Source organism: Catenulispora rubra (assembly GCF_015356825.1).
In the GTDB taxonomy this organism is placed as follows: Bacteria; Actinomycetota; Actinomycetes; order Streptomycetales; family Catenulisporaceae; genus Catenulispora; species Catenulispora rubra.
Window position 1 is genome coordinate 1 of the sequence record NZ_JAACYW010000834.1, and the last position, 379, is coordinate 379.

The following is a 379-nucleotide window of genomic DNA, read 5'->3' on the forward strand; positions in this document are numbered from 1 at the left end:
CTGTTGGGCCGGGGCGGTCGAGCCGGTCGAGCCGTCGGCACCGGAGGTGGCCGATGCCAGGCCGAGCGCAGAGCGGGCGGCCACCATATCGGTCAGGTCCAGGCTGTCCTCCGCTCGGCGCAGGTCGTCCTGGAAGGTGGCGGTGCCGGGGGCGCTCGCCGTCTGCGCCCAGATATCGGCGGCGGAGGGATGCGCGGCGACGAGGGTGTCGATGGCCGGCTGCACGTCCGCCGGCCACTGTTCGGTGGTCAGTGCCGTGATCTCGCCCCGTAGGGCGGTCGCGATGTCGCTCGCCGCCTGTTCCTGGTCGGCCAGCGACGCCGACTGCGGCAGCAGGGTGAGCCGGCCGACGGTGGTGATCACCGGGCGGGTGGCGTCC

At 74.1% G+C, this 379-nt stretch carries 1 pseudogene; it reads right to left on the reverse strand.

The features are described from left to right. Positions 1 to 379: pseudogene (locus tag GWK61_RS55635) on the reverse strand (hypothetical protein); the annotation flags it as partial.